A 19,015-nucleotide genomic window follows, 5' to 3' on the forward strand; every position below is an offset into this window, starting at 1 on the left:
TCCGTCCCGCGGCGTACGATCCTCCGGTGATCTTCCGGACCGCGGCGACGACGGCCGCCCTCGCGATCGTGCTCGCGGTCCTCGGCGCGGTCACCGGCCCGCAGTGGGACCCGGTACCCGTGTCCGAGCACCTCGAGCCGGAGACGTCGGACACGACCATCGGCGGCCAGCCGTCGGGCGGTGCCGACGCGGTCGGGACGTACGAGGTGCGCGAGACCGACGTGACCGTGCGGCTCGACGGCACCTCGGTCGGCGGCGTCCTGCGCGAGCCCGTGGGCGCCCCGGGGGACCGGCCGGGCATGGTCTTCGTCCACGGCGCGGGCACGGGCCACGCCACCCAGGCCTTCGTCGACGTCGCGACCGACGTCGCCAGCGCCGGGGTGGTGACGCTCGTCCCCGACAAGCGGCTCGACACCTACACGACCCGTCACCGCGACTACGAGGCGATGGCGCGCGACTACGCGCGGTCGGTCGACCTCCTGCGCGGCCGTCCCGGCGTCGACCCCGCCGCCGTCGGGCTGTACGGCGAGTCCGAGGGCACGTGGATCGTGCCCGTCGTCGCGGCCGACGACCCGCGCATCGCGTTCTCCGTGCTCGTCTCGGCCCCCGTCGTCCCTCCGCGGCAGCAGGCCGCGTTCGCGGTCGACAGCTACCTGCGCAACACCGACGTCCCGCACGGCGTGTTCCGCGCCATCCCCCGGGCCGTCGGCATGGCGATCCCGGGTGGTGGCTTCGAGTACGCGGACTTCGACGTCGAGCCGTTCCTCGAGCGGCTGACGCAGCCGGTGCTCGTGGTCTACGGGACCGCCGACCCGTCGATGCCCGTCGAGCAGGGCGCGCAGCAGGTGCTCGACGCGACCGCGGACCAGCCGGGGGCCGGCACGACGGTCCGCTACTACGGCGGCGCCAACCACGGCATCAAGATCGACGGCGTCCTGGTGCCCGACTTCCCGCGCGACACCGCCGCGTGGGTGCAGTCCCTGCCGGCCAGCGCCGACGCGCCGCCCCAGGTCGCCGGTGCCCGGCCGAACCAGCAGTACCTCGCGGGGCCCGTCCCCACGCCGCGCTGGTTCGGCAACGGCGACGTGTTCGTCGCGCTCGTCCTCGTGGCCGTCGGGCTGCTCGTCGTGGGCCCCGTGGTCCGGCTCGTCGCGACGCTCGTCGAGCGCCTGCGCCGGGTCGTCGGGCGCAGGCCGCGCCCCTCGGGCCTCGCGCCCGGCTTCCGGGGCCCGTTGGCGGGGCTCGGCGCGGGCGCGCTGGCGACGGTCGTCGGTCTCGTCGTCTACCTCGTGGCGGTCGCCCGGCTCGCGCTCGACTACGAGAAGGACGCGTGGATCGTCCAGGGCGGCTGGGTCGCGGTGCGGCTCGCGGGGCTCGCGACGCTCGTGGCCGCAGCCCTGCTCATCAACCGCTGGGCCGAGGTGCGGGGCGCGCGCAGGGGCTTCGCGGGCAGCGTGCCCGCCGACGGGCCGGGCGAGCGGGGCTCCGCGGTGCGCGTCGCGGAGGGCGTCACGGCGCACCTCATGCTGTGGAGCGTGCTCACCGGCGCGACGATGCTCCTCGTGGTGCTCGCGTACTGGGGCGTGTACCAGCTCGGGATCTGAGCGGCGTCCGGGCGGTGCCCGGGCGGCGACCTCGGGCGGGCGCGCCTACCGTGGACGGGTGAGGCCTCGTCGACGCGGCCACGACGGAGCGGGACCAGCCCGCGGGCGGGCGGACGGCCCCCCGGACGCTCCTGCGGTCGACGAGCGCGCGCCGCTGCGGTTCGACCTCGTGTCGGGCGACGACGCGGACGACGACGAGCCTCCGGTGGTGCCGCCCGAGCTCGCCGTCGTCCCGACGCCGGGCAGGGGCGCGCCGCGCCGGCGCCGGCGCTGGTCCGCGCACCCCGTCCCGTGGGTCGTGGCGGTGACCGTCGTCGCGCTCGGCGGCTCGTTCCTCGCGACGCGCGCCCTGGAGTCGGCCCAGCGCGTGGACGTCGCGGCGCTCGAGGGCGGGCTGCGGCCCATCGAGGCGCCCCTGGACGTGAGCTGGTCGGTGCCCGTCGACCGCGGGGGCGCGGTGATCGCCGGCCCGGGTGTCGTCGTCGTGCAGCGCGACGGGCTGACGGCGTACGCGGTGGACGACGGCACGCCCGTGTGGCGCTCCGAGGCGGCCGGCGAGCTCGCGACGTGCGTGCCGCGCGCGGACCGGTCGCCGACCGAGGTCGTCGTGTGCGTGACGCCGTGGGACGGCCCCGGTGTGCGCCTCACGGTCCTGCAGGCCGCGACGGGCCGGACCCTCGGCCAGCGCGTCGTCGAGGCGGTCCCGCACGCCGTCGTGCCCGTGGGCGAGGCCGACGTCGTGCGCGCGCGGTGGGACGAGGGGGACGTCGTCCTCGTGCGCGAGGAGGCCGCCACGGGAACGGTCCGGTGGGAGCGGCGCGTCGAGCGCGAGCGCTCGGGCAGCGTCGAGCTGGCCGTGAGCTCGTCGGGCACCGGCATCGTGCTGGAGGCCGGCCGCGGGGTCGTGACCGTCATGGCCCCGGGGGTCGTCGCGAGCCTCACCGAGGACGGGACGGTGCTGAAGGAGGGCGACGTGTGGACCGTCGTGCGCCTGCCCGACGGGCGGTACGTCGGCAACGAGTACGGGAGCGGCACGACGACCGTGTTCACCGCGGACGGCGTACCGCGGGTCGAGGTCCGGGGCAGGGTCGTCGAGTCGGCCCTGAGCGACGGGTCGGTCCCGGGCGTCCTTCTCATGAACACGTTCCGCGGCATCGCCGGCGTCGACGCCGTCACCGGTGCCCCGCTCTGGACGACCGGGAGCGCGGGTCACCGTCCCGTCGTCCGCGTCGACGGCCTGGTCGTCCTGCGCACCGACACGACGCTGCACGGGGTCGACGTGGCCTCGGGCGCGACGCGGTGGGAGGTGCCCCTCGCCGACGGGGCGACGTGGCCCGCGCTCACGGACGGCCGCTCGCTGCTCGTGGCCGAGGGCGAGGGTGAGGGCGGACGACGCCAGCACCTCGTCTCGATCGCGCTCGCGGACGGTACCGTCGAGTGGCGGTGGCCGGTCCCGGAGCGCACCTACCACGCGTTCACCTCCGGAGGTCGGCTCTTCCTGCTCGGGACCGACCGCCTGACGGCGGTGTCCTGACCGACGCCGCGTGGCCGCTTGAGCGAGGCGTGCGGAACCGGTAGAAACGGTGCGGGTCTTTCCAGGCCCGTCGCGGTGCGACGCGCACCGTGCGACACGTAGGGAGCCACGATGACCAACGAGAGCCCAGCGGTCGGCGCGCCGCAGACCGAGGAGCCGAGGCCCGCGACCGGGGAGACCCCGGCGACCTCCGGCGACGAGGCGGCGACCGCCGAGCCCAGGCCCGGGGGGACGGGCGAGCGAGAGCGGACCACGGAGGCGACCGGGACCGGCGGGCTCTCGCCCTTCTCCGGCATCCCGGTGAGCGACTTCGTCCGCGACGGCGTGGCCGCGTTCCTCCTCCTCGTCTCGCTCGCCCTGCCCTGGGACGTCGCCCACCGTGCGTCCGACAAGGTCGAGGTCGTCCTGCTGACGATCCTGTCCCTGCTGTCGCTCGCCCTGCCGTACCTCGCCCGGACGGGCGTGCTGCCGGCGACCTGGACGGTCCACACGACGCGCCAGGTGCGGCTGCTCGCCAACGCGCCCTACGCGCTGCTCGTCCTCGTCTACCTCGTCGTCGACCTCGTGGGCGGCGGGGACCTCTCGGACGGGTGGGGCGGCGTCGGGTCGGCGGTCGCCCTCGGGCTCGCCGGCGCGCTGCTCGCCGCGCAGCCGCGGCAGAGCGAGCTCGGCCCGGAGGACCTCGACCGCGCCGTCACGGGCCAGTGGCTGCGGGTCCACCTCGTGCTGTCGGCCGTCCTCGTGGTCGGCGCGCTCCTCGCCGTGGTCCTCACGGTGGTCAGCGCGTCCGAGATCGATGCGGTCGACGTGATCGACCTGCTCGCCATCGCGGCCTTCGTCGTCGCCCTCGCGGGTCTTCCCGCCCTCGGCACGTGGCGACGCTCGGAGGCGGCACGGCTCACGCTCGTCGGCCTGGGCATCATCGTGGCCGCGGCGTTCCTCCTCGGTTCCGGCGACAACGGCATCCTCACGACGGAGGGGACGCACATCGGCCGCTTCGGCCTGGTCCTCGTGCCGGCGCTCGCGGCGGTGGCGTCCTCGCCCGCGGTGCGCCGTGCCATGACCCCGGTCCCGCCCGTCGAGGCGTGGCTGGGCGTCGCGGCCCGCGGCCTGGACCTCGTGGTCGTCGTCGGCGCCTTCCTCGCCCTGCACGGGGTGCTCGAGCTCGCCGACGGCATGCGGGGCGTCCCCGTGGTCCTCGCCGTCGTCATCGGCCTCCTCGTCGCGGGCGTCGCCCTCGTCGCGCGCCGCTCGCTCGCGCGCGACGCGGCCACGGGGCGCCCCCTCGCGCTCGGGGCCACGGGCGTCGTGGCGCTGCTCGGCATCGTGCTGCTGGTCGTGACCGCGAGCCGGGTGGCCTACGGCGGCAGCGTCGAGCACCTGCTCCTCGCGTTCGGCCTCCCGCTCCTCGTCGTCTACGCGCTGACGGTCCCGCAGGAGGTCCGGACGTACTTCACCGAGCACCGGCCCGACCCGGCGGCGGGCGCAGCCCCGACCGCGGCGTACGTCTGGCAGCCCCCCGCGCCCCGGCCGCCGCGGCCCGCGAAGCCCGCTCCGGCGCCGGCCGCCGGCCCCGAGTCACCCGTGACGGGCTCGACGGGCTGGTCGCCCGCGGCGGGCGCGACCGAGGTCCTCCCGGTGCAGACGGTCGAGCCCGAGCGCAGCGGCTACGCCGCGCGTCCGGGTCTGACGCCCGTGGACTCCCAGACGACCGCGGTCATGCCCGCGGTCACCGGCGAGCCGCACGAGGCCCCGGGCCAGACGGCGCAGCAGGGCTACACCGCACCGCAGCAGCCCGTCGACCCGCAGCACCGGGCCGCACCCGGCCAGACGGCGCAGCAGGGCTACGACCCGCAGGGCTACGGCCAGCAGGGCTACGGCCAGCAGGCGCAGCCGGGCTACGCGCAGCAGCCGTCCCAGGGCTACGGGCAGCAGGGTCACGCCCAGCAGTCGTACGCGGCCCCGCAGGGCTTCACGCCCGAGCAGGCGCTCGACCCGACGACCCCGCTCGAGGTGCTCGCCCAGATCGTGCAGGACGCGCCCCACCTGCGTCCGCAGGTCGCGGCCAACCCGTCGACGTACCCGGCGCTGCTCGAGTGGCTCGGGAACCTCGGGGACCCCGCGGTGGACGCCGCTCTCCGCTCGCGGCGGGGCTGACCGTCCCGGCGAGCGGCTCCGGCCGGCGCGTGCGGGTGCTCGGGGCGCGGACGTCCCGGTCACCCGCACGCGCTCGGGGTACAGTGAACGCGTGCACCTGATGCGGCGGCTCCTCCTTCGTTGCCGCGGCGAGGCCCTCTAGCCGGTCCCTCGTCGCGGTGGTTGGTGTGCCGGCTGACACCGATCAGGACGACCCGAAGGACCGATGATGAACGCCTCAGCCCGCCCGAGCACCTCCAGCACCGACGCCGCGCAGGCCAACCCGCAGCAGCCGTCGGGCATGCCGATCCACAAGTACCTGCCGTACCACCGCCAGCTCGACGTCGCGCTGCCGGACCGGACCTGGCCCGACCGGCGCATCACGCAGGCGCCCCGCTGGTGCGCCGTCGACCTGCGGGACGGCAACCAGGCCCTCATCGAGCCGATGAACCCCGAGCGCAAGCTGCGCATGTTCGAGCTGCTGGTCGAGATGGGCTACAAGGAGATCGAGGTCGGGTTCCCCTCGGCGTCGCAGACCGACTTCGACTTCGTGCGGATGCTCATCGAGGAGGACCGCATCCCGGACGACGTCGTCATCCAGGTGCTCACGCAGTCCCGCGAGCACCTCATCGCGCGCACCTACGAGGCGATCAAGGGCGCGAAGCAGGCGATCGTGCACCTGTACAACTCGACGTCGGTCCTCCAGCGCGAGGTGGTGTTCCGCTCGGACCCCGACGGCATCGTGGGCATCGCCGTGGACGGCGCGAAGCTGTGCAAGAAGTTCGAGGAGACGGTCCCGGGGACGACCGTCTACTACGAGTACTCGCCCGAGTCCTACACGGGCACCGAGCTCGAGTTCGCCGCGCGCATCTGCAACGAGGTGCTCGAGGTCTTCGAGCCCACGCCCGAGCGCAAGGTCATCATCAACCTGCCCGCGACCGTCGAGATGGCGACGCCCAACGTCTACGCCGACTCGATCGAGTGGATGCACCGGCACCTGAACCACCGCGAGAACGTCGTGCTGTCGCTGCACCCGCACAACGACCGCGGCACGGCGGTCGCCGCCGCCGAGCTGGGCTACCAGGCCGGCGCGGACCGCATCGAGGGCTGCCTGTTCGGCAACGGGGAGCGCACCGGCAACGTCTGCCTCGTCACGCTCGGCATGAACCTGTTCAGCCAGGGCGTCGACCCGCAGATCGACTTCTCCGACATCGACCACGTGCGCCGCACGGTCGAGCACTGCAACCAGCTCGCCGTCCCGGAGCGCCACCCGTACGCGGGCGACCTCGTGTTCACCGCGTTCTCCGGCTCGCACCAGGACGCGATCAAGAAGGGCTTCGACGCCATGGCGGCGCACGCCGAGGCCGAGGGCACGACCGTCGACGACCTCGTCTGGGCGGTGCCGTACCTGCCGATCGACCCGAAGGACGTCGGCCGCTCGTACGAGGCGGTCATCCGCGTGAACTCGCAGTCCGGGAAGGGCGGCATCGCCTACCTGCTGAAGACCGAGCGCCACCTCGACCTGCCGCGCAGGCTGCAGATCGAGTTCTCGAAGTCGGTCCAGACCCACACCGACGAGCACGGCTCGGAGGTCACGGGGCAGGACATCTGGCGGATCTTCTCGGACGAGTACCTCCCCGTCGAGCCGGGCTCCGGCCTGGAGCCGTGGGGGCGCCTCAAGCTGCGCGCGACCCGCGCGTCGTCGAGCGAGGACGGCCCGGACACGCTGAGCGTCGACGTCGTCGACCGCGGCGAGGAGCTGACGCTCGAGGGCACGGGCAACGGGCCGGTCGCCGCGTTCGTCGACGCGATCGCCCAGGTCGGGGTCGACGTGCGCGTCCTGGACTACGCGGAGCACGCCCTGGCCGAGGGCGGCGACGCCACGGCGGCGGCGTACGTCGAGTGCCAGGTGGGCGACGACGTCCTGTGGGGCGTCGGCATCGACCCGTCGATCACGACGGCGTCGCTCAAGGCGATCGTGTCCGCCGTCAACCGCGCGGAGCGCGTCGCGGGCTGAGCGCCCGGACGGCCTGCTGCGACGGCGAGGCCGCGGCGCTCACGCCCCCGTGGGTGCCGCGGCCCGGTCCGTCGCCGTCACGCGTGCCAGGAGCACCTGGAGCTGGGCGAGGTCCTCGTCGTCGAGCCGCTCGAGGGGCGACTCCGCGCTCAGCCGGTCGAGCATCGCCCGGCGGACCTCCTGCCCGCGCGCCGTGAGCGCGACGAGCTTGGAGCGGCGGTCCGTCGGGTGCGGGCGCCGCTCGGCGTAGCCGAGCGCCACGAGCCGGGAGACGACGAACGTCACGTTGGACGGCTCGCACTCGAGCAGCACGGCGAGCTGGCTGGGCGTGAGCGGGTCGACCAGGTCGCGTACCGCGCACGCCTGCGTGCACGTGAGCCCGTAGGGCTCGTACATCCCCCTGATCGCCCGCTCCGACTGTTCCGCTACCGCCTCCAGCAGGATGCGAACATCCCGCGTTCGGTCGTCGCGGTCATGGGAACGGACCATGACGGCATGGTAGACCCACGACCTGCGAGGAAGTGCGGGTGAAAGATGGTCGGATCGTGCAGTGCCAGCGCTAGACTGCGAGACCTGACGTGCCACCCGGCACGGCGCACGCCCGGAGGAGCCGCATGAGCACCGCTGCGTCGATCGACGACCTGCTGGGGCCGGCGTCCGCGCGGTTCTTCGGGTCGGGCTACCGCGCGGTGCGTCACGAGGTCCACGACCTCGTGCTCGAGTCGGATCCGACGGGTGCGTCCCGGGTGCGGGGTACCGCGTCGCTCCGCTACCCGCCGTCCTGGTCCAGCAAGCAGGGGCGCGCGCTCGTCCCGCACGTGTCGTCGATCGACGCGTTCGTCCTCGCCGCCCAGCTCGCCGAGGTCCTGCTCGCCCGGTCCCTCGGGCTCGGCGACGAGGACCGCTCGCGCGCGTGGGTCCGCTCGGTGGACCTGCGGTCCGGCACGCAGCCGCAGGAGGACCTGGAGGCCGTCCCGCTGAGCGCCCGGGTGGTCGCGTCCTCCACGAGCCCCGACGGCCCGGCCACGACCGTCGAGGCGAGGGTGGGCACGCTCACGGCCGTCCTGGTCGTCGTGCACCCGCCCGGCGTCCGCCGCCGGCCGGTGGACGGTCCGGTCGTCCTCGACGACCTCCTGGGGCCCGCGGGCCGGAGGTTCCACGCGGGCGGCTACACCGCGTCGTCGCAGGAGATCCTCGACGTCGAGCTGGACGACGCGCGCGGCGTGCGTGCCGCCGTCGTCCCGTCGGCGGACGCCGCCGCGCCCCGCTGGTGCGACCTCGGCGCCTCGTACCGGCCCGCCGTGACGTTCGTCGACGCGATCGTCGGCCTCGCGCAGGTCTCCGAGGTGCTGCTCTACGCGCTCGACGCGGTGGACCGCGCACGGTCCCACACGATGTGGATGCGCCGCGTCCGGCTCGAGGCACCCGTCGCCGAGGTCCCGCGCGAGCCGTTCCGCACCCACGCCGACCTCCGCACGGCACGACTCGTCCCCCTGCACGGCTCGACGTGGCGCGCGGTCGAGATGTCGGCGACGTACCACGCGTACTCGGCGCGCTACGCGCTCGCCCACGAGCTCCCGTCGGACGAGGACCGCTCCGTCGAGCCTCCTCACGTCGCACCGGGCGAGGCCGCCTGATGCGCATCGCGGTCTCGGGCACCTACTCCGCCGGGAAGACGACGACGTCGCTGGCCCTGAGCCACCTCACGGGTCTCCCGCGCACGCACGCCCGCTCGATGCGCGAGATCCTCCCCGAGGTGCTGCCGGGGCGCCGGCTGGAGGACTGCACCGCGGTCGAGCTGCTCGAGCTCGGGATCGTCCGGTACACGGAGCGCGCGGTGCACGAGAGCCGCGCGGGGGACGACTTCCTGTCCGACGGGTCGTCCCTGCACGAGTGGGTGTACGGGGCGGTCCGCGCGCAGACGGGCATCGTCCCGAGCGACCAGGGCCAGGACGACGCACGAGCGTCCGAACGCGAGTTCCTCGCCTCCGCGATGGCAGCGTTCGGAGGGGTCGTCCGCCGGCACGCGCAGCGGTCGTACGACCTCTTCGTCCACCTGCCGGTCGAGTTCCCCCTCGTGGCGGACGGGCACCGGCCGGTGTCGGAGCGGTTCCGCGAGCGCTCCGACACGATGCTGCGCACGACGCTCGGGACGCTCGGCATCCCGTGCGTCGTCGTCGGCGGGACGCTCGAGCACCGGCTCGAGCGCATCGTCGACGAGCTGGGCCTGCCCCGCGTGACCTCGGTCGCCGCCGCGGTGGCGAGGGCGTACGCGGACGTCGCCGCGATGGACGTGCGCGTGGAGACGGCTCGCCTCTGAGCCGTCGGGTCGTGGGCGGTCTCGCAGGGGGAGACCGCCCACGACCCCGGTCCGGTCGCGCCGCGGACGGGGCGGCCCGTCGACGGCGGGTGCGCGCCGGACGTCGGTGGCGTGCGGGACAATGGTCGGGTGGTCCTCTACCGAGACGACGCGATCGTCCTGCGCACCCAGAAGCTGGGCGAGGCGGACCGCATCATCACCCTGCTCACGCGCGAGCACGGCAAGGTGCGCGCCGTCGGCAAGGGCGTCCGGCGCACGTCGTCACGGTTCGGTGCACGTCTCGAGCCGTTCATGGTCGTGGACGTCCAGCTCCACGCCGGCCGGTCCCTCGACACCGTGACCCAGGCCGAGACGGTGGGCCCGTACGCGCGCCGCATCTGCGAGGACTACGCCCTCTACACCGCCGGGACCGTCATGCTCGAGACCGCGGAGCGTCTCGTCGCCGACGAGCGCGAGCCGGCCGTGCAGCAGTACTGGCTGCTCGCCGGGGCGCTCCGCGCGCTCTCGGAGCACGCCCACGCCCCGAACCTCGTGCTCGACTCCTACCTCCTGCGGGCGCTGGCGGTCGCCGGCTGGGCGCCGTCGTTCACGGACTGCGCCCGGTGCGGGGAGCCCGGTCCTCACCACGCGTTCGCCGTCGCGCAGGGCGGGGCGGTGTGCGGCCGGTGCCGCCCGCCGGGCTCGACGTCGCCCGCCCCCGAGACCTTCGCCCTCCTCGCCGCGCTGCTCGCGGGGGAGTGGGAGACCGCCGACGCCTCCACGGCGCGGCACCGCAAGGAGGCGAGCGGCCTCGTCGCCGCCTACGGCCAATATCACCTGGAGAGAACGTTGCGATCACTGCGCATGGTGGAGCGGGACGCCTGATGGCGCGCCGCACGCGTCCCGTCGTCCCGCCGTTCCCCCACCCGTCGGGCGCGCGCCCCCCGGCGATCCCGCAGCAGTTCGTGCCGGACCACGTCGCGGTCGTCATGGACGGCAACGGCCGGTGGGCGAACGCGCGGGGACTGCCGCGCACCGCGGGCCACGAGGCGGGGGAGGCGGCGCTGCTCGACGTCGTCGCGGGGGCCGTCGAGATCGGCGTGAAGCACGTCTCCGCGTACGCGTTCTCCACCGAGAACTGGAAGCGCTCGCCCGACGAGGTGCGCTTCCTCATGGGCTTCAACCGCGACGTCATCCGGCGTCGTCGCGACGAGATGGACTCGTGGGGCGTGCGCGTGCGCTGGGCGGGGCGCCGGCCACGGCTGTGGGGCTCGGTCATCAAGGAGCTCGAGGTCGCGGAGGAGCAGACGAAGGACAACGACGTCTGCACCCTGACGATGTGCGTCAACTACGGCGGGCGGGCCGAGATCGCGGACGCCGCCGCGGCGATCGCGCGCGAGGCGGCGGCCGGGCGGCTCGACCCGTCGAAGGTCACCGAGCGCACCGTGCAGAAGTACCTCGACGAGCCCGACCTGCCGGACGTCGACCTGTTCCTGCGCAGCTCCGGCGAGCAGCGGACGTCGAACTTCATGCTGTGGCAGGCGGCCTACGCCGAGCTCGTGTTCCTGCCCGAGCCGTGGCCGGACGTCGACCGGCGCCACCTGTGGCGCGCGGTCGAGGAGTACGCGCGGCGCGACAGGCGGTACGGGGGAGCGGTCGACGCCGTCGGCACGGGAGCCTGACGGCCCGCCGGTCAGCCGGTGGCGGCCTGCGCCAGCGCGTCGAGCCGGTCCGCGAGCTCTGCGGGGCGGCTCAGCGCGACGAGGTGGCCGCCGGGCATGACGTCGACGGCGGTCCCGAGCCGCTCGCGGGCGACCTCGCGCTGGAACGCGAGCGGGAAGAGGCGGTCGTCGCTGGCCTGCAGGACGACGGTGGGTACGTCGGGCCACGCGGTCGCCGGCCACGGCTCGCCGAACGACCGGGACGAGGGCCCGCGGTCGCCGTCGGCCAGGACGCGCGCGGTGACGTCCGCGGGGACGTCGTGGAAGAAGTCCTCGACGACGTCGAACGGCCCGAGACCGGCGGCGGCGCGGGCCGCCTCGTGCGCGGTGGCCGACCACCAGTCGGCGCCGGTCTCGCCGGGAGCGGGGATCATCGGGTTGAGCAGCACGAGCAGGCGGACGGGGAGCCGGTCCGGCACCAGACCGCCGACGTACGCGCCCATCGACTGGGCGACGACGACCGACGGGCCGTCGGTGGAGCCGGCGGCGTCGAGGGCCGCGACGGCGACGTCCGTGAGCTCCGTCCACCCGTAGCCCTCGTCGTGCTGGGGGAGGTCGACGGCGACGGCGCGATGACCGCGGGCCGCGAGCTCGGGTACCAGGAGCTGCCAGTAGGCGGGGTGGCCGCCGGCGCCCGGCAGCAGGAGGAAGGTCGTCATGTCGAGGAGACCGGCGCCGCGTCCCGAACTCGTCGGGCCGCGCGCCGCCGGACCGTGAGGACGGCCGCGGTCACCGCACCGGCGGCCAGGAGGACCAGCGCCGCGGCGCCCCACGGCGACCCGGCGGCGAGCGCGACCGCGGCCGACCACGCGGCCCATCCCACGGTCGCGTAGATCGTCGCGTGCAGCGCGCACCCGACGAGCATCGCGGCGAGGTAGCGGCCGAACGGCATGCGCACGACGCCCGCCGCGGCGTTGACGACCGTCTTGGTCCCCGTCGCGAGGAACGACGCGGGGACGGCGACGAGGCCCCAGCGACGCAGCACCTCGATCCCGCGCGCCGTGGAGGCTCCCGAGAGCCACGCGTGCACCCGCGCGACCCACGGCCGCACGGGCCGGGTGCGGTCGAGCGTCCAGGTGGTGACGAGCCGAGCGACCCAGTACGTCGCCTGCGTGCGCACGAGGACGACGGCGAAGAAGAAGGCGAACAGCGCGGCGAACGGTGCGCCGTCCAGCGCCTCCGGCACGGCTCAGCCCTGCTCGGACCCGTGGGCCGCGCACGTCTCGCACGTCCCGAAGAGCTCGACCGTGTGCTCGATCTCGCTGAAGCCGTGGGTCGCGCCGACCTGGGTCGCCCAGGCCTCGACGGTCGGTCCGTCGATCTCGACGGTGCGTCCGCACGTGCGGCACACGAGGTGGTGGTGGTGCTCGCGCCGCTCGCACCGCCGGTAGAGGTTCTCGCCCTCCTCGGTGCGCAGGACGTCGACCTCGCCGCCGTCGGCGAGGCCCTGCAGCGTGCGGTACACGGTCGCGAGACCGACGGAGTCGCCGCGCGAGCGCAGGATCTCGTGGAGCTGCTGGGCGCTGCGGAAGTCCTCGACGCCCTCGAGGGCGTCGGACACCGCGGCGCGCTGGCGGGTCATGCGCTGCACGTGTCACCTCCCCGGGCGGTGCGGTCGGTGCCGGCGGGGACGAGGCGGTCCTCGGGCAGGTCGAGGTCGTCCGGGATGTCGGGGTGCGGGTCGTGGGCGACGCGCGGCCGACGGCGGACCCATAGCGGGCGGGCCAGGGCCACGACGAGGTAGGTCCCGATCGCGAGGACGACGATCGTGGCGCCCGGCGAGAACAGCTGCCAGTAGGTGATCGACAGGCCGACGACGCACACGACGACGCCGACGAGGCACGCGACGAGCATCGTGCGGCGGAAGGACCGCGTGACGAGCTGCGCGACCGCGACGGGCACGATCATGAGGGCGCTGACCAGGAGGAGCCCGACGACGCGCATCGCCACCGTCACGGTCAGCGCGGCGACGACGGCGACCGCGATGTTGAGCGCCCGCACGGGCAGCCCGGACGCGCGCGCGAACTCCTCGTCGTGGCTCACGGAGAACAGCGCGGCGCGCAGCCCCAGGCCGACGAGGAGGATCACGGCGCTCAGCACGACGGTGAGGACGAGGTCGGACGTCGTCACCGTGGAGATCGAGCCGAACAGGTACTGCATGAGGCTCCCCGCGGAGCCGCCCGCGAGCCCGATGAGGAGCACGCCGCCCGCGATGCCGCCGTAGAAGAGCAGCGCGAGCGCGAGGTCGCCGCTCGTGCGGCCACGCTCGCGCACGAGCTCGATCGCGACGGACCCGATCACCGCGGCCACGACGGCGCCCGGGATCGCGAGGGCGTCGTTCGGGACGAGGCCCATCGCGGAGCCGACGAGCCAGCCGAGCGCGACGCCCGTGAGGGCGACGTGCCCGATGCCGTCCCCGAGGAGGGAGAGCTTGCGCTGCACGAGGTACGTGCCGACGACCGGCGCGCTCACGCCGACGAGGAGAGCCGCGACGAGAGCGCGCTGCATGAGCGGGTCGGTGAGCATCGCGGCGAGCTCGGAGGTGATCGACCCGGTCATGACGCCGTCCTCGGTCCGTGACCCGCTGCCGGGTCGTGCTGCAGGGTGTGGACGAGCCCGGTCGTCGGACCGGCGGGTGCGCCGTCGTCGGCCGGCTCGTGCGGGTGCTGGTGCTGGTGCGTCGCCCCGGCGTGCAGGGAGGACGGGCGCGGCGGGGCGCCGTCGTGCACCACGCGGCCGTGGCGCAGGACGACGGCGCGACGCACGAGCGGCGCGAGCGCCCCGAGCTCGTGCAGCACGACCAGCACGGTGAGGCCGTCGCCGACGAGCCGCGCCATCGACGCGGCGAACGACTCCTGGCTCGCCTTGTCGACGCCGGCGACCGGCTCGTCGAGCACCAGCAGGTCCGGGCGCCGGACGAGCGCGCGGGCGATGAGGACGCGCTGCTGCTGGCCGCCCGACAGCTCGGCCGTCGAGTCCTCCGCGCGGTCGGCGAGCCCCACCTGGTCGAGCGCGTCGACGGCCCGCGCCCGCCAGTCGCGCGGCAGGCGCAGGCGCCCTCCGCCCAGCAGCCCCGAGGCCACGACCTCCGTGGCGGTCGACGGCATGCCCGACGGCGCGGCGACGCGCTGCGGGACGTAGCCCAGCCGGCGCCACGGCACGCGCGGGCCGAGGGGCGCGCCGAACAGCTCGACGGAGCCCGCCGAGGCCGGGACGATGCCGACGAGCGAGCGCACGAGCGTCGACTTCCCCGAGCCGTTGGCACCGAGGAGGGCGACGACGTCGCCCTCCGGCACCGTCAGGTCGACGCCCCGCAGGATCTCGCTGCCGCCGAGGCTCACGTGCACGCCGCGCGCGGCGACGAGCGGGGCCGGCGAGGTCACGAGCAGACCAGCCCGGACGTCAGCGCCTCGAGGTTGGACTCCATGACCCCACGGTAGTCCGTCGCCCCGTCGCTCAGGCCCTCGAGGGGGTCGAGCACCGCGGTGCCCACGCCGAGGTCGTCGGCGAGGGTCTGGGTCACCTTCGGGCTGGTCAGGGTCTCGAAGAAGAGCGTGGTCACGTCGTTGTCGCGGACGACCTCGCCCACCTCGCGCAGCCGCGCCGGCGACGGCTCCGCCTCGGGGTCGATCCCGGAGATGCCGACCTGCACGAGGTCGTAGCGCTCCGCGAGGTACCCGAACGCCTCGTGCGAGGTGACGAGCGTCGCCCCCGTGCACGGTGCGAGCGCCTCGGCGTACTCGGCGTCGAGGGCACCGAGGTCGGTCGTCAGCGCCTCCGCGTTGGCCGCGTACCGGTCCGCGTGGTCGGGGTCGATCGCGGACAGCTCGGCCGCGACCTGGTCACCGACGGCCGCGAGGCGCGTCGGGTCGAGCCAGAAGTGCGGGTCGAGCGTGCCGTGGTCGTGCGCGTCGCCCGTGCCCTCGTCCGCGTGCCCGGCGTGCTCCTCGGCGCTCTCGCCCTCGTGGCCCTCCTGCTCGTTCGCCGTGCCGGAGCCCGGGTGCTCCTCGAGGTGGGCCGCCTCCGTCGCGTCGACGACGTGCGCGGGGTCGCGCTGGGACACGCCCTCGTCCACGGCGGCCTGGAAGCCCGACTGGTACACGACGAGGTCGGCCGTCCCGATCGCGCGCACCTGCGCGGGGGCGAGCTCGAGGTCGTGCGGCTCGGCGGCCGGGGGAGTGAGGTTGGAGACCGACACCAGGTCGCCGCCCACCTGCTCCGCGACGTACTGGAGCGGGTAGAAGGACGCGAGGACCTCCAGCCGGGCGTCGTCCGACGTCCCGCCGGCGCCGCCGTCCGTCGAGCAGGCGGCGACGAGCGCCGCGGTGGCCAGGACCGCGGTCGTGGCGAGCGCGCGGCGGGGCAGGCGGGAGGAGGTGGGCATGGCACCAGTGTCCTCCTTAGTGAAAATGGATGTCAAAACCGTTCGCGGTGAGGCGGGTCACCCGCGGGGTACGCTGGTCGGTCGGCGCCCTCCCGGGCGCCCGCCCACCCGTCCAGCCCCCACGAGCCACGTGCGGGGCCGAGCTCCAGGAGTGATGACCGTGGCCGCTGCGCCCTCACCGACCGCCCGCCTCGACGCCGTCGTGTCCCTCGCCAAGCGGCGCGGGTTCGTCTTCCCGTCGGGCGAGATCTACGGAGGCACGCGCTCCGCGTGGGACTACGGGCCGCTGGGCACCGAGCTCAAGGAGAACATCAAGAAGCAGTGGTGGCGCTCCACGGTCACGAGCCGCGACGACGTCGTGGGCCTCGACTCGTCCGTGATCCTCCCGCGACAGGTGTGGGTCGCCTCGGGGCACGTCGGCGTCTTCACCGACCCCCTGACCGAGTGCCTCTCGTGCCACAAGCGGTTCCGCGAGGACCAGATGATCGAGGAGTTCGAGGAGAAGAAGGGCCGCGCGCCCGAGGGCGGCCTCGCCGAGATCGCGTGCCCGAACTGCGGCACGCGCGGGCAGTGGACCGAGCCGCGCGACTTCAACATGATGCTCAAGACGTACCTGGGCCCCGTCGAGGACGAGTCCGGGCTGCACTACCTGCGTCCCGAGACGGCGCAGGGCATCTTCGTGAACTTCGCCAACGTCATGGGTGCGAGCCGCAAGAAGCCGCCGTTCGGGATCGGCCAGATCGGCAAGTCGTTCCGCAACGAGATCACGCCCGGCAACTTCATCTTCCGCACGCGCGAGTTCGAGCAGATGGAGATGGAGTTCTTCGTCGAGCCCGGCACGGACGCCGAGTGGCACCAGTACTGGATCGACGCGCGCACCGACTGGTACGTCGACCTCGGCATCTCGCGCGACAACCTGCGCCTGTACGAGCACCCGCAGGAGAAGCTGTCGCACTACTCGACCCGCACGGTTGACATCGAGTACCGCTTCGGCTTCTCCGGCTCGGAGTGGGGCGAGCTCGAGGGCATCGCGAACCGCACGGACTTCGACCTGAAGACCCACGCGGAGCACTCCGGCAAGGACCTGTCGTACTTCGACCAGACGAAGAACGAGCGCTGGGTCCCGTACGTCATCGAGCCGGCCGCCGGCCTGACGCGCTCGCTCATGGCGTTCCTCGTCGAGGCGTACACGGAGGACGAGGCGCCCAACGCCAAGGGCGGTGTCGACAAGCGCACCGTGCTCCGCCTGGACCACCGCCTGGCCCCGGTCAAGGCCGCCGTGCTGCCCCTGAGCCGCAACGAGCAGCTCTCGCCCAAGGCGAAGGACCTCGCGACCGAGCTGCGGAAGTACTGGAACGTCGACTTCGACGACGCGGGCGCCATCGGCCGCCGCTACCGCCGCCAGGACGAGATCGGCACGCCGTTCTGCATCACGGTCGACTTCGACACGCTCGACGACCAGGCGGTGACGATCCGCCACCGCGACTCGATGGCGCAGGAGCGCGTCTCCCTCGACAAGGTGACCGAGTACCTGGGCGGTCACCTGCTCGGCGCGTGACCCACCACGCAGCCTGACGCACCACGCCGGAGGGGCGCGACGCCGCGGCGTCGCGCCCCTCCGGCGTCGAGGTCTCCCGAGGTCCGCTGCCGAGCCTCACGTCGCTCCGTTCCTGCGGGGCACTTCCCGGGAAGGCGGGGTGCCCGGGCACGACGGAGGGCGGGGCTGCTGCCCCGCCCTCCCTGTGTCTCCGTCGGACGGAGAACCCCCTGCTGCCAGGCGCTAGATCTTCTTCGCCGCGCCCTTGCCCCTGTTCAGCACCGCGAGCACCAGGCTCACGACGAGGATCGCGACACCGATCCAGAGCAGCACCTTCGCAGCCTCGATCGCCACGCCCAGGATGAGCAGCACGGCACCGACGATGACCAGGATCAGCCAGAGAGGCATGGAGTTCCTTTCGTCCTGTTGTCGGCCGAAATGCCGACCTGGGAACCCTCCCACAGCTCGGTGCATCTCGCGCGGCGAGGCAGGCGAGCGGCACGCCGTCGCGCACGGGTGGGACAATGGAGCGCGTGAGTGCTCCGACCCTCGACACGACGAACCCCGCCCGCGCGGCCGCCCCCGTGCTTCCCCCGCTGCAGATCGGCCCGCTCCGGGTGGACACGCCCGTGGTGCTCGCGCCCATGGCGGGCGTGACGAACACGGCGTTCCGCACGCTGTGCCGCGAGGCGGGGGCGAGCACCGGCGAGGACCCCGGTCTGTACGTGGCGGAGATGGTCACGAGCCGTGCCCTCGTGGAGCGCAACCCCGAGGCGCTGCGGATCGTGACGTTCGGCGCGCACGAGTCCCCGCGCTCGGCCCAGGTGTACGGCGTCGACCCCGCGACGGTGCGCGAGGCCGTGCGGATCATCGTCGCGGAGGACCGGGCCGACCACGTCGACCTCAACTTCGGCTGCCCCGTGCCCAAGGTCACGCGCAGGGGTGGTGGTGCCGCGCTGCCCTGGAAGCGCGACCTCTTCACCGCCATCGTCCGCGGAGCCGTGGAGGCCGCGCGGCCCTACGGCGTGCCCGTGACCGTGAAGATGCGCAAGGGCATCGACGACGACCACCTGACCTACCTCGAGGCGGGGCGCATCGCGGAGGGCCTTGGCGTCGCGGCGGTCGCGCTGCACGCGCGCACGGCCGCCCAGCACTACTCGGGCACCGCGGACTGGTCGGCGATCGCGCGGCTCAAGGAGACCGTGACGAGCGTCCCCGTGCTCGGCAACGGCGACATCTGGTCCGCGGAGGACGCGCTGCGCATGGTGGACGAGACGGGGTGCGACGGCGTCGTCGTCGGGCGCGGCTGCCAGGGTCGCCCCTGGCTCTTCGCCGACCTCGCCGCCGCGTTCGCCGGTCGTCCCGAGCGCGTGCGTCCCGGTCTGCGCGACGTCGCGGAGACGGTCTTCCGGCACGGCGAGCTGATGATCGACTACTTCGACGGCGACGAGGGCAAGGGCATGCGCGACCTGCGCAAGCACATGGCCTGGTACCTCAAGGGCTACGCGGTCGGGGGCGACGCGCGGCGCGCGCTCGCGATGGTCTCGACGCTCGAGGAGCTGCGCACCCTGCTCGACGCGCTCGACCTCGACGCGCCCTACCCGGGCGAGGCGGCCGAGGGGCAGCGGGGCCGCGCGGGGTCGCCCAGGACGCCGCACCTGCCGTACGGGTGGCTGGACTCGCGCGAGCTCGACGACGAGCACTCGGAGCGGCTGCGGGAGGCCGAGCTGAGCGTCTCGGGCGGCTGACCGCGCCCCGCGCGCAGGAGCTGTCCCCGAGCACG

At 74.3% G+C, this 19,015-nt stretch carries 18 protein-coding genes; 10 read left to right on the forward strand and 8 right to left on the reverse strand.

Features of this window, described 5'->3' with window-relative positions:
* Positions 1–26: 26 nt before the first annotated feature.
* From ACWPWV_RS13690 to leuA, 4 genes are all read left to right on the forward strand, one after another.
* Positions 27–1,604 (forward strand): alpha/beta hydrolase family protein, encoded by a 1,578-nt coding sequence (locus ACWPWV_RS13690; protein ID WP_454043513.1) that lies wholly within the window; start codon positions 27–29, stop codon positions 1,602–1,604.
* 58 nt (positions 1,605–1,662) lie between these two features.
* Positions 1,663–3,138, forward strand: coding sequence for an outer membrane protein assembly factor BamB family protein (locus ACWPWV_RS13695; RefSeq protein WP_454043514.1), 1,476 nt, complete (start codon positions 1,663–1,665; stop codon positions 3,136–3,138).
* A gap of 111 nt (positions 3,139–3,249) precedes the next feature.
* Entirely contained in the window at positions 3,250–5,295 is a 2,046-nt protein-coding gene (locus tag ACWPWV_RS13700; protein ID WP_454043515.1) for a DUF7937 domain-containing protein, read from the forward strand.
* Between the two features lie 208 nt (positions 5,296–5,503).
* On the forward strand, positions 5,504–7,291 hold the full coding sequence (gene leuA, locus ACWPWV_RS13705; protein ID WP_454043516.1) for a 2-isopropylmalate synthase: 1,788 nt from the start codon (positions 5,504–5,506) through the stop codon (positions 7,289–7,291).
* 39 nt (positions 7,292–7,330) lie between these two features.
* Here the strand turns inward: leuA and ACWPWV_RS13710 are convergent, their stop codons facing one another.
* On the reverse strand, positions 7,331–7,687 hold the full coding sequence (locus ACWPWV_RS13710; RefSeq protein WP_454043517.1) for a MarR family winged helix-turn-helix transcriptional regulator: 357 nt from the start codon (positions 7,685–7,687) through the stop codon (positions 7,331–7,333).
* 218 nt (positions 7,688–7,905) lie between these two features.
* Between ACWPWV_RS13710 and ACWPWV_RS13715 the strand changes: the two genes are divergently transcribed.
* The 4 genes from ACWPWV_RS13715 to ACWPWV_RS13730 all read left to right on the forward strand — a co-directional run bounded on the left by ACWPWV_RS13715 (position 7,906) and on the right by ACWPWV_RS13730 (position 11,272).
* On the forward strand, positions 7,906–8,928 hold the full coding sequence (locus tag ACWPWV_RS13715) for an AvrD family protein (protein ID WP_454043518.1): 1,023 nt from the start codon (positions 7,906–7,908) through the stop codon (positions 8,926–8,928).
* On the forward strand, positions 8,928–9,611 hold the full coding sequence (locus ACWPWV_RS13720; protein ID WP_454043519.1) for an ATP/GTP-binding protein: 684 nt from the start codon (positions 8,928–8,930) through the stop codon (positions 9,609–9,611). The genes ACWPWV_RS13715 and ACWPWV_RS13720 overlap by 1 nt, the downstream gene beginning before the upstream one ends.
* 129 nt (positions 9,612–9,740) lie before the next feature.
* Positions 9,741–10,475 carry a DNA repair protein RecO gene (gene recO, locus ACWPWV_RS13725; RefSeq protein ID WP_454043520.1) on the forward strand — a complete coding sequence of 245 codons (735 nt, stop codon included), beginning with the start codon at positions 9,741–9,743 and terminating at the stop codon, positions 10,473–10,475.
* On the forward strand, positions 10,475–11,272 hold the full coding sequence (locus tag ACWPWV_RS13730) for an isoprenyl transferase (RefSeq protein WP_454043521.1): 798 nt from the start codon (positions 10,475–10,477) through the stop codon (positions 11,270–11,272). The genes recO and ACWPWV_RS13730 overlap by 1 nt, the downstream gene beginning before the upstream one ends.
* Before the next feature lie 11 nt (positions 11,273–11,283).
* Here the strand turns inward: ACWPWV_RS13730 and ACWPWV_RS13735 are convergent, their stop codons facing one another.
* Genes ACWPWV_RS13735 through ACWPWV_RS13760 form a run of 6 tightly spaced genes read right to left on the reverse strand, consistent with a single transcriptional unit; the run spans position 11,284 to position 15,695 of the window.
* Positions 11,284–11,970, reverse strand: coding sequence for an alpha/beta hydrolase (locus tag ACWPWV_RS13735; RefSeq protein WP_454043522.1), 687 nt, complete (start codon positions 11,968–11,970; stop codon positions 11,284–11,286).
* Positions 11,967–12,497, reverse strand: a complete 531-nt coding sequence (locus tag ACWPWV_RS13740) for a hypothetical protein (RefSeq protein WP_454043523.1) — start codon at positions 12,495–12,497, stop codon at positions 11,967–11,969. Before ACWPWV_RS13740 ends, ACWPWV_RS13735 begins: the two co-directional genes overlap by 4 nt.
* 3 nt (positions 12,498–12,500) lie before the next feature.
* On the reverse strand, positions 12,501–12,893 hold the full coding sequence (locus tag ACWPWV_RS13745; RefSeq protein ID WP_454043524.1) for a Fur family transcriptional regulator: 393 nt from the start codon (positions 12,891–12,893) through the stop codon (positions 12,501–12,503).
* Entirely contained in the window at positions 12,890–13,870 is a 981-nt protein-coding gene (locus ACWPWV_RS13750) for a metal ABC transporter permease (RefSeq protein ID WP_454043525.1), read from the reverse strand. The genes ACWPWV_RS13745 and ACWPWV_RS13750 overlap by 4 nt, the downstream gene beginning before the upstream one ends.
* Entirely contained in the window at positions 13,867–14,694 is an 828-nt protein-coding gene (locus ACWPWV_RS13755) for a metal ABC transporter ATP-binding protein (RefSeq protein WP_454043526.1), read from the reverse strand. The genes ACWPWV_RS13750 and ACWPWV_RS13755 overlap by 4 nt, the downstream gene beginning before the upstream one ends.
* Positions 14,691–15,695: a metal ABC transporter substrate-binding protein gene (locus tag ACWPWV_RS13760; protein WP_454043527.1), complete on the reverse strand. Its 1,005-nt coding sequence runs from the start codon at positions 15,693–15,695 to the stop codon at positions 14,691–14,693. The genes ACWPWV_RS13755 and ACWPWV_RS13760 overlap by 4 nt, the downstream gene beginning before the upstream one ends.
* Before the next feature lie 154 nt (positions 15,696–15,849).
* Here ACWPWV_RS13760 and ACWPWV_RS13765 point away from each other — a divergent pair, with 154 nt between their 5' ends.
* The gene (locus tag ACWPWV_RS13765; protein WP_454043528.1) at positions 15,850–17,253 is read left to right on the forward strand and encodes a glycine--tRNA ligase; all 1,404 of its coding nucleotides are present in this window, start codon (positions 15,850–15,852) and stop codon (positions 17,251–17,253) included.
* Positions 17,254–17,475: 222 nt separating this feature from the next.
* Here ACWPWV_RS13765 and ACWPWV_RS13770 read toward each other — a convergent pair whose 3' ends face one another.
* The gene (locus ACWPWV_RS13770) at positions 17,476–17,640 is read right to left on the reverse strand and encodes a hypothetical protein (RefSeq protein ID WP_251151566.1); all 165 of its coding nucleotides are present in this window, start codon (positions 17,638–17,640) and stop codon (positions 17,476–17,478) included.
* 116 nt (positions 17,641–17,756) lie between these two features.
* On the opposite strand from ACWPWV_RS13770, the gene dusB reads away from it, so the two are divergent.
* Positions 17,757–18,980, forward strand: a complete 1,224-nt coding sequence (dusB, locus tag ACWPWV_RS13775; protein ID WP_454043529.1) for a tRNA dihydrouridine synthase DusB — start codon at positions 17,757–17,759, stop codon at positions 18,978–18,980.
* The last annotated feature ends 35 nt before the right edge of the window (positions 18,981–19,015 follow it).

Source organism: Cellulosimicrobium sp. Marseille-Q8652 (genome assembly GCF_965112045.1).

Coding starts and splice junctions, on each gene's coding strand:
- ACWPWV_RS13735 (WP_454043522.1), bottom strand. CDS start 11,970: ATGACGACCTTCCTCCTGCTGCCGGGCGCCGGCGGCCACCCCGCCTAC.
- ACWPWV_RS13770 (WP_251151566.1), bottom strand. CDS start 17,640: ATGCCTCTCTGGCTGATCCTGGTCATCGTCGGTGCCGTGCTGCTCATC.
- dusB (WP_454043529.1), top strand. CDS start 17,757: ATGGAGCGCGTGAGTGCTCCGACCCTCGACACGACGAACCCCGCCCGC.
- ACWPWV_RS13750 (WP_454043525.1), bottom strand. CDS start 13,870: ATGACCGGGTCGATCACCTCCGAGCTCGCCGCGATGCTCACCGACCCG.
- ACWPWV_RS13760 (WP_454043527.1), bottom strand. CDS start 15,695: ATGCCCACCTCCTCCCGCCTGCCCCGCCGCGCGCTCGCCACGACCGCG.
- ACWPWV_RS13745 (WP_454043524.1), bottom strand. CDS start 12,893: ATGACCCGCCAGCGCGCCGCGGTGTCCGACGCCCTCGAGGGCGTCGAG.
- ACWPWV_RS13710 (WP_454043517.1), bottom strand. CDS start 7,687: ATGTACGAGCCCTACGGGCTCACGTGCACGCAGGCGTGCGCGGTACGC.
- leuA (WP_454043516.1), top strand. CDS start 5,504: ATGAACGCCTCAGCCCGCCCGAGCACCTCCAGCACCGACGCCGCGCAG.
- ACWPWV_RS13730 (WP_454043521.1), top strand. CDS start 10,475: ATGGCGCGCCGCACGCGTCCCGTCGTCCCGCCGTTCCCCCACCCGTCG.
- ACWPWV_RS13715 (WP_454043518.1), top strand. CDS start 7,906: ATGAGCACCGCTGCGTCGATCGACGACCTGCTGGGGCCGGCGTCCGCG.
- ACWPWV_RS13765 (WP_454043528.1), top strand. CDS start 15,850: ATGACCGTGGCCGCTGCGCCCTCACCGACCGCCCGCCTCGACGCCGTC.
- ACWPWV_RS13720 (WP_454043519.1), top strand. CDS start 8,928: ATGCGCATCGCGGTCTCGGGCACCTACTCCGCCGGGAAGACGACGACG.
- ACWPWV_RS13700 (WP_454043515.1), top strand. CDS start 3,250: ATGACCAACGAGAGCCCAGCGGTCGGCGCGCCGCAGACCGAGGAGCCG.